Origin of the sequence: uncultured Kiloniella sp. (genome assembly GCF_937128705.1) — a bacterium.
GTDB lineage: Bacteria > Pseudomonadota > Alphaproteobacteria > Kiloniellales > Kiloniellaceae > Kiloniella.
In genome coordinates this window covers 1-8,652 of the sequence record NZ_CAKZMP010000005.1, presented here as the reverse complement: position 1 = coordinate 8,652, position 8,652 = coordinate 1, and the positions used below count along the sequence as shown (strand labels likewise).

Genomic DNA, 8,652 nt, shown 5'->3' with positions numbered 1-8,652 from the left:
TTTGCGCGATAAATTCCCTGAGTATGAATATCGCCAGGGGTAATCCTTGGGCTGTATAGACCAGAACAAGAGCGGTGAGGGTGTTCACCAGCCCCATGCCAACAATCATCTTCAGCAGACTAACACTGCCCAAACGGATGGGGATCATAATGCCGATGGCAAGGTAAAGCGCCATCATATCACTGCCGGGGAAATCGTATTCGGCCAAGGCCCATGCCGCCATTGCGCCAAGTAGTAAAACAAATACCAAGCTAATGACAGTGACGGATATGGAGTTGGTGAAATAGACATCAAATGATGATCTGGCGATAACCTTTTCAAAACCAACGAGGTCAAAAGTCGTACCTGTTGGAAGGGCGAGGGGGTCTCTGAAAATTCCTTTTTTGCTTTTGAAGGAATTCATAATCACGAGATAGATCGGGAACAGTGCGATAAGGGTGTAGCACATAAGGACGGCATGAACGCCTAACGGGCCAACGCGTTTTGTGAGTTTCATCAGTCCGTCCTCCTAAAGTTGATAGCGTTGTAAGCGACGTTGAACAACAAAAAGATAAAGCATGACACCGCAAAGGATAACCAGGAACATCAAACTGGCAACGGTTGCGCCCAACGTGGCACTGCCGGGTTGCAGTTGATAGCCAAAGAACGTGCGGTAGAACATTGTACCCATGATATCTGTTTCAAAATTTGGCCCAGCAAGGGCACCTTTGACTGCATAAATCAGGTCGAAGGCATTAAAGTTTGCAACGAAAGTTAAGACGGAAACCATTGCAATCGTTGGTAAAATCAAGGGAAGCTTGATGCGCCAGAAGGCGGTCCATTGGTTCGCGCCATCAACGATGGCTGCGTCGACTAAATCGTCCGGGACATTGAGTAGGGCGGCATAGGTCAACATCATGGGGATACCGACAAATTGCCATACAGATATAAATGACAAGGTGATCAAGGCTGTGGACTCTTCCCCTAGAAGGGCAGGAAGACCATCTGTCATTCCGACAAAACCAACCAAAGTATCGCCAACGCCCCAAAGTGGGCTGAGGATCAGCTTCCATATAAAGCCAATGATCACAACAGATAGCATTGTCGGCATAAAGATTAGGGTGCGATAACTGTTCGCCATCTTTAATCTTGGCAGGCTCAATAAAGCAGCGAGGAGAAGGCCAATCGGATTTTGAACAAACATATGAATAACAAAGAAGATAAAGTTGTTCTCCAACGCATTACTAAAGTCCGTCCACCAACGTTCGTCAGTAAGAATGAGAATGTAGTTATCCCAACCGACAAAGGACGTAATGCCCTCGGCAGTTTCACCGTAAAAGCTGTACCTGACTGTATCGATCAGCGGTACGATCATAAAAAGGGTATAGATCAGGGCCGCAGGCAAAAGGAACACTAAGATATGTGTTCGAAAGAACGATCCCCTTTGATTTTTTAAGGCCATATGGATAGGTACTCACTTCGATTGGGACATAATTTATATGTAAAACGCCGGTACCGCTCAGGTACCGGCGTTTTATTATACCAGATTTATTGCTGTGGTTTGTACCAGCTAGCAAGTCCGTCCTGTGCCTTCTTGGCTGCTTCTTCAGCTGTCATGCTACCATTGATAACACCAACAGAAGTATTCCAAAGATCGTTTTCGAGGTTTGGTGTGCCACGTGAAAGGATCTGATAGGAGTTACGGATAGAAGATTCACATTTGCCACGCCAGCTTACGAATTCCTGTGCAACAGGGTCGCTAATGGTTAGCTCGTGCTTTGACAAAGCGTAGAAGCCGGGCAGTGCATTTGAGAAAATGGAACCAGCTTCAGCAGATGCCATCCAGCTAAGGAAGGTCTCGGCTGCTTTTACATTTTTAGATGCTGCATTGATACCAAGCCCAATGTCTGTGTGATCAGAGATGTAGCAAGTGTCCTGTCCAGCCGGAACGGGTGGTGGGAAAGCGCCAAATTCGAAATCAGCTTGACCATTAAAGGTCGAAATATCCCATGACCCTGCCGGGTAAATCGCTGCACGACCTAGGCTAAAGAGATTTTGGCTATCAGGATAAGACTGACCTTTGTAGCCTTTGCCTAGATATGGCCCCCATTCAGCAAGATGCTTGTACACTTTTACATACTGCGGATCAGTCAGTTTTTCTGTGCCGTCGATCAGGCCTTTGCGCCCTTTCTCGCCCGCCCAGAAATTTGGACCAACATTCTGAAAGCCCATGGTCGCTGCTTCCCATTGATCAGCAGTCCCCATGGACATTGGAATATAAGTGCCGTCTTCCTTGATCTTTTCAAGAGCAGCCATAAATTCTGGAATTGTTTTTGGAATTTCCAGGCCAAGCTCTTTAAAGGCTTCTTTGTTGTAGATGAAACCGTGGATCACAGATGCCATTGGCAGGCAAAATGTTGTAGAGCCGTCATCTGTTTGCCAAGCGGACTTCGCAACGCCAGAGAAGTTCTCCATACCGGGAAGATCATCAACTTTTGTCAAATGACCATTGTTGTATAGGTCAAGTGATGCGTCAAAGGGCTTACAGGTAATAAGATCGCCAGCTGTCCCAGCTGTTAGCTTGGCATTCATGTTGGCGTTGTATTCTGTTGGCGGTGACGGTGCGAAGCGAACTTTGATGTCTGGGTGTGATTTGTTGAATGCTGGAATAATTTGACTCTCCCAGATGTCCAAATCATCTGTACGCCAGCTTTCAATAACCAGTTCATCTGCAAAAGCAGACACAGTTGGCGTCAGTGAAGCCGCTGCTAAAGCGATCGCAGCAACACTTGTGCCCAATGTTAGATTATTTTTTTTCATCTTATCCTCCGAGTTAATAAAGAGCCCGGGTTTTTCCCGGTTTTTGTTAAAATTATTAATAGGTTACTTTAAGTTTTTCCATTGCTTGTCGCAGGTGACCCTGATTATCGGCGAGGGCTTTTTCTGCCTCAGCTTTGGGGTGGTTCATTGCCAGAAGAACGGCGAGCTTTATGTTTTTATCTGCTTCGTTCAGGCATTTCTTTGCTGTTTCACTGTCGCTTCCAGTAATTTCCTGAATAATTGCTGCACCACGCTTTTCCAGCTTTTCATTGTTGATCACCATGGAGACCATCAAACCGTCATGAACGTGACCTAGCTTTGTCATCGTTAGAGTTGATAGCATGTTCAGGGCTGCTTTTTGTGCGGTGCCAGCGGCCATTCTGGTTGACCCAGCGATGACTTCGCTGCCGCTATCTAAAAAGATGGAATGGTGAGCATGATCATAAATCGGTGCGTGTCGATTGTTGGCGACGCTTATTACCAGACTTCCCTGTGATCGCGCATGCTTTACAGCCGCCAATGTATAGGGGGTAGAGCCACTTGCTGCGACGGCGATGATGACATCCTGAGCATTTATTGCATGCGCTTTTAGGGATTTAACAGATATTCTTTCATCGTCTTCTGCGCCACCCATGGGGGCGAGAAGGGCATCTTTGCCACCCGCAATCAACGGAATTAGTTTGTCTAGAGGCCAGCCGTAGGTCGGGTTGATTTCTACACAGTCTTGAATAGCAAGGTGCCCGGAAGATCCCGCGCCAATGTAGAAAAGTCGTCCACCGTGAGATAATCGCTCGGCGATTGCTTCTGCACTTGCAGAAATTTCCGGGATTGATTGTTGTATGCAAGAGATAGCTCTGAGCTGAGAAGCCCATAGCGATTCAAGCATGTCCTCAGCAGGCCAAGTATCTATACTATGATAACGGGGACTATGTTTTTCTGTGCCCTGGATATCTTTCGACAAGCTTTTAAACCTATAAATTCATGAATGATTGATTTAACAATACCAAAAAGAAACCAATTTGAAATCAATTTTTTCAATTTTTATAGGTAGTGTTTGAAGAGGTTAATGGATTATTTATCATTTGTTTTGCTTAATCATATGATTTTTAATAATAAAATTTTGAAAAATATAATTTACGTAAAAAAATAAAATCTTTTGAATTTACCTTTCTTAGAAAATGTCATAAATTGGTATTCGATTGGTTTTGTATATTGGTCTGTTATTGGTTCTGGGGTGATAAGTGGTAAACGAAATGCTCTATGCAGGTGTTGATGGTGGCGGAACGAGCTGTCGTGTTCGGATTGAGAATGCGAATCGTGACATACTGGGTGAAGGTTTTGCCGGTCCGTCAAATTCTAGACTCGGAGCTGTTCGTGTTTACTACGAAATCGAGAAAGCCTGTCTTGAGGCGCTTCATCAATCTGGTAGAGGCAGGGAAGATTTTGCGTCCCTTCATGTTGGGCTGGGGCTTGCTGGTCTCGGATTGGAAAGTGAGCTTCAGGCGATGCTTTCTTTCCCACATTCTTTCGCATCAGTTTCCGGGGCTACCGATGCCTATACGGCATGTTTGGGTGCTCATGCAGGTGAGGATGGTGGTATTCTTATTTTGGGGACCGGTTCATGCGGGCTCGGTATTGTTAACGATGATGTTATCAATGTCGGTGGTTGGGGGTTTGAAATCTCGGATCATGCCAGTGGCGCTGTTCTTGGCTTAACCGCTGTTCGCAGTTCTCTTTTCGCAGCTGAAGGATGTCGCCCGGAAACGCCATTAACAAAAGCTATTATGGCGCACTTTAAGAATGATCGCCAAGTGATGGTTAAGTGGGCAGAAGAAGCAGAACCACATCACTACGGTTCTTTTGCGCCGCTTATTTTTGATCATGCTAATGAAGGCGATGAACTGGCGTGCCGGATTGTCGCCAAGTCCGTGCATGAAGCAGGGTGTATGATACAGGCTCTGCTTGATAGAGGTGTTGAGACTGTTTGTCTTATGGGGGGCGTTTCAAAACGTATTGCTCCTAAGTTGCCAGAAAAATACCAAAAAATTCTAAGTAAACCACGCGGCGATGCGATGGATGGTGCGATAAGAATGGTAAGGAAATCGGCCTCTGATGAGCAGGAGGCATCAAAATGAAAGTAAGTACCTTTCGTGCCCTGAAAGTTAAATCCAGACTTGATGGCAGCAACCCAACACCGCTTTATAAGCAACTGCAAACCTTGATCAGGCAGGCGATAGAAAGTGGGGCGTTTAAGGTTGAAGACGCGTTGCCCAGTGAGCGCGATATCGCGTCTGAGTTGGAAGTGTCTCGGGTGACTGTGCGCAAAGCAGTTCAGGGGTTGGTTCGGGATGGTTTACTTCTTCAGCGTCACGGGGCGGGAACTTTTGTTGCTTCGCGAATGGAACAGCCTCTTTCCAAATTGACCAGCTTTACCGAGGATATTACAGCCAGAGGGATGCAGCCTTCTGTGGTTTGGGTCGAGCGTGCCACTGGACTTGCGACACCCGAAGAAGCTATGGCGCTTAATTTGTCACCCGGTGTCGGGGTCTCTCGTTTACATCGGATACGCTGTGCGGATGGCAAAGCGCTTGCGATTGAGTTGGCCACAGTTCCACAGGAATTCTTGCCAGATCCTTTGGTTGTTGAAGACTCTCTTTACAGTGTGCTGGATAAATCCGGATTGCGACCTCTAAGAGCCCTGCAGAGGCTAAGAGCTGAATTGCTACAGGCAACGCAAGCCGACCTGTTAGGTGTCCCGGTTGGCGGGCCAACCCTTTATATAGAAAGACGTTCTTTCTTGCCCGACATGCGCCCCATTGAATTTACCCGCTCTCATTATCGTGGAGACAGCTATGATTTTATTGCTGAACTCTATTTGGATAGCCGTGATTAATACGAATGAAATGAATAATGACGAATAAAATGAGCCTGATGGCAAAAGAGACGGCTGAAACGCCAGCTGTGATTTCAAGGCAGCTTAGAGCAAACCGAGATGTGCTCGAAGACCTTTCAAGACGGATACGTGAGAAAAAATTCCGGTTTATTGCAACTTGTGCCCGGGGCAGTTCTGATCATGCGTGTGCTTTTGCGAAGTATGTATTGGAAATTGGTACCGGACTTCCTGTGGTTTCTTTTGCACCGTCTGTGTCTACTCTTTATGGGGTAACGTTAAAACTACAAGATAGTTTGTTTATTGCGGTGTCACAGTCGGGGCGAAGTCCTGATTTGGTACAGGCTACGCAACAGGCGAAAGACCAAGGCGCTTTTGTTCTTTGTATTTGTAATGATGCAACATCACCACTGGTGGCATTGGCTGATTGTTTTTTGCCACTCCATGCTGGCCCTGAAAACTCTGTTGCAGCAACAAAAAGCTATATCGCGTCTTTGACTGCCTTGCTTCAACTTAGTGCTATTTGGAATTTTGATAGCGGGTTGTTACCTGCTTTGGAAAGGCTTCCGGATCAATTGGATCGGGGCTTGTCTGCGGATTGGTCCGAACCAGTTGAGCTGTTAGCTTCATCTTCCAACTTGTTTACAGTTGGCCGTGGCCCCGGGTTTGGTATTGCCTTGGAATCTGCGCTGAAGTTCAAGGAAACATCTTATATTCATGCGGAAGCTTTCAGCGCCGCAGAAGTAAAACACGGACCAATGTCACTTGTTGCAGATGGCTATCCTGTACTGTTGTTCAGGCAGCGTGATCAGTCTTGGGATTCAGTCGGAGAGCTTGCTGAAAATTTCAGGGAAAAAGGTGGGGCGGTCTTTAGCGTTCAAGAAGGAAGTTTGAGTAAAGGTATATTGCCAATAGAAACTAACATTCACCCGTTCTGTCAGTTACCTGTGATGATTCAAAGTTTTTATGTCATGGCAGAGAAAATTACTCAGCTACGCGGTTTGGATCCTGATAATCCTCGTCACCTGAAAAAAGTTACGGAGACAGTTTGATGAAAACTGCGTTGACCAACGCACAAGTGTTCACCGGGGAAGAGTGGTTGGGTGCTGCAACAGTTATAATCAACGGTGCTGTTATTGATTATGTTGGGCCAGAAATTTCTATTCCTGACGATGTTAATCTGGTTCGAGATCTACACGGTGCGAAACTTGTCCCTGGTTTTATTGACGTGCAGGTCAATGGCGGTGGTGGTGTCATGTTTAATCAGGATACATCACCGACCGGGCTAAGGCGTATAGCCCAAGCGCATCGTCGGTATGGTACAACGGGAATGCTCCCAACATTGATTACCGATGATCGTCCCGTGATGGACGCTGCTGTTGCTGCAATGCAGGAATCTGTGGATAACAATGAACCCGGAATTCTGGGGATACATTTAGAGGGGCCTTATCTTAACCAGATAAGAAAAGGCGTGCATCAGAAAGATAAAATCAGATCAATGGAATCTGATGCTCTGGATCTTTTGTCGAGCCTCAAGGGAGCCAAGACATTGGTTACGCTTGCTCCCGAAAAGAATACTTCTGGAATTATTCGACAACTTGTTGAGCGCGGTGTCTTGGTTGCTGCAGGGCATACTGCCGGTGTCTATGCTGATTACCAGTCTGCTTTTTCCGAAGGTCTTAGCTGTTTTACACATTTGTTTAATGCCATGACGCCAATGGATAGTAGAGAACCGGGTGCCGTTGGCGCCGCTTTGGATGATGATAATAGTTGGTGTGGCTTAATTGTTGATGGATACCACGTTCATCCAGCTACGCTGCGGAATGCTATCAAAGCGAAGAAGCATGGAAAGATGATGTTGGTCACAGATGCGATGGCAACTGTGGGCAGCGATCAGGATTTCTTCGAGCTCTATGGGCAAAAAATCTATAGCCGAGAAGGGCGCTGTACAACTGAAGACGGCGTCTTGGCTGGGGCACATTTAGATATGGCATCCGCCGTCCAAAATTCTGTAGATATGTTAAATCTTTCCCATGATGAAGCTTTGCGCATGGCGTCTTTGTATCCCGCAAATTTCTTAGGGTTGGGGGATGAGTTGGGACGTATTGAAAAAGGGTACAGAGCATCAATGGTTTTACTGGATGATGCTGGACGTGTTCTTGAGACTTGGGTTGATGGACGTGACACCGAAATGGATGGCCTAAAGGTCTAGCGGTATTCGCAGAGGAATGGGTAATGGATAATAAACAAAAGGTTCTTGTTGTTGGTTTGGGGAACATGGGGCAATCCCATGCCAAAGCCTATCACAATTTGGATGGATTTGAGGTTGTTGGGCTTTGTAGTCGAAGCCTTAGCCGTCAAACATCATTACCCACGGAACTTTCCGATTACGACAGATTTTCTGATTACGATGAAGCTCTTAAAAAATTAAACCCGGATGTGGTTTCTATCAATACCTGGCCGGATACACATGAAGCCTATGCCTTGAAAGCTTTTGACGCCGGAGCGCATGTTTTTCTTGAAAAACCAATTGCAGATACGGTCGCGGGAGCCGAACGGGTAATTGAAGCTGCGCAGAAAAAGGGGCTTAAGCTCGTTATTGGCTATATTCTTCGTCATCATCCTTCGTGGCAAGAGTTCGTGTCTCAGGCACAAAAGCTAGGAAAGCCCTTGGTGATGCGGATGAACCTTAACCAGCAAAGCAGTGGCGAAACTTGGCAGGTTCACAAGCAGCTTATGAAAAGTATTTCTCCGATCGTGGATTGCGGTGTTCATTATGTTGATATGATGTGTCTGATGACACAGGCCCAACCGATCAAGGTGCATGCAATCGGTGTTCGCTTAAGCGATGAAATTGATTCTGACATGTATAACTATGGCCAGCTACAGGTTACCTACGATGATGGGTCTGTGGGATGGTATGAAGCAGGTTGGGGACCAATGATGAGTGAAACGGCATTCTT

At 46.3% G+C, this 8,652-nt stretch carries 8 protein-coding genes and 1 pseudogene; 5 read left to right on the top strand and 4 right to left on the bottom strand.

Annotation, left to right across the window (positions count from 1 at the left end; all coding sequences use genetic code 11):
* The 4 genes and pseudogenes from Q0241_RS00425 to Q0241_RS00410 all read right to left on the bottom strand — a co-directional run.
* Window positions 1-496 (bottom strand): annotated as a pseudogene (locus Q0241_RS00425) (carbohydrate ABC transporter permease); the annotation flags it as partial.
* Window positions 497-508: 12 nt separating this feature from the next.
* Window positions 509-1,441 carry a carbohydrate ABC transporter permease gene (locus Q0241_RS00420; protein ID WP_299371374.1) on the bottom strand — a complete coding sequence of 311 codons (933 nt, stop codon included), beginning with the start codon at window positions 1,439-1,441 and terminating at the stop codon, window positions 509-511.
* An 86-nt stretch (window positions 1,442-1,527) separates the two neighbouring features.
* Window positions 1,528-2,799 carry an ABC transporter substrate-binding protein gene (locus Q0241_RS00415; RefSeq protein ID WP_299371371.1) on the bottom strand — a complete coding sequence of 424 codons (1,272 nt, stop codon included), beginning with the start codon at window positions 2,797-2,799 and terminating at the stop codon, window positions 1,528-1,530.
* A 55-nt stretch (window positions 2,800-2,854) separates the two neighbouring features.
* Window positions 2,855-3,760 (bottom strand): N-acetylmuramic acid 6-phosphate etherase, encoded by a 906-nt coding sequence (locus tag Q0241_RS00410; protein ID WP_299371367.1) that lies wholly within the window; start codon window positions 3,758-3,760, stop codon window positions 2,855-2,857.
* Between the two features lie 280 nt (window positions 3,761-4,040).
* Between Q0241_RS00410 and Q0241_RS00405 the strand changes: the two genes are divergently transcribed.
* From Q0241_RS00405 to Q0241_RS00385, 5 genes are all read left to right on the top strand, one after another.
* Complete coding sequence (locus tag Q0241_RS00405) at window positions 4,041-4,934, top strand: BadF/BadG/BcrA/BcrD ATPase family protein (protein ID WP_299371364.1); 894 nt, start codon at window positions 4,041-4,043, stop codon at window positions 4,932-4,934.
* A complete protein-coding gene (locus Q0241_RS00400) occupies window positions 4,931-5,692 on the top strand; it encodes a GntR family transcriptional regulator (RefSeq protein ID WP_299371361.1) in 762 nt (253 codons plus the stop codon). Before Q0241_RS00405 ends, Q0241_RS00400 begins: the two co-directional genes overlap by 4 nt.
* A gap of 17 nt (window positions 5,693-5,709) precedes the next feature.
* Window positions 5,710-6,741, top strand: coding sequence for an SIS domain-containing protein (locus Q0241_RS00395; RefSeq protein ID WP_299371324.1), 1,032 nt, complete (start codon window positions 5,710-5,712; stop codon window positions 6,739-6,741).
* Window positions 6,741-7,901, top strand: a complete 1,161-nt coding sequence (gene nagA, locus Q0241_RS00390) for an N-acetylglucosamine-6-phosphate deacetylase (RefSeq protein WP_299371321.1) — start codon at window positions 6,741-6,743, stop codon at window positions 7,899-7,901. The genes Q0241_RS00395 and nagA overlap by 1 nt, the downstream gene beginning before the upstream one ends.
* A 23-nt stretch (window positions 7,902-7,924) precedes the next feature.
* A partial coding sequence (locus Q0241_RS00385) for a Gfo/Idh/MocA family oxidoreductase (RefSeq protein ID WP_299371318.1) occupies window positions 7,925-8,652 on the top strand: 728 nt, incomplete at its 3' end.

What these genes read in the sequence shown, in the direction of transcription:
- Q0241_RS00420 (WP_299371374.1), bottom strand. Translation starts at nt 1,441, where the DNA reads ATGGCCTTAAAAAATCAAAGGGGATCGTTCTTTCGAACACATATCTTA.
- Q0241_RS00415 (WP_299371371.1), bottom strand. Translation starts at nt 2,799, where the DNA reads ATGAAAAAAAATAATCTAACATTGGGCACAAGTGTTGCTGCGATCGCT.
- Q0241_RS00400 (WP_299371361.1), top strand. Translation starts at nt 4,931, where the DNA reads ATGAAAGTAAGTACCTTTCGTGCCCTGAAAGTTAAATCCAGACTTGAT.
- Q0241_RS00395 (WP_299371324.1), top strand. Translation starts at nt 5,710, where the DNA reads ATGACGAATAAAATGAGCCTGATGGCAAAAGAGACGGCTGAAACGCCA.
- nagA (WP_299371321.1), top strand. Translation starts at nt 6,741, where the DNA reads ATGAAAACTGCGTTGACCAACGCACAAGTGTTCACCGGGGAAGAGTGG.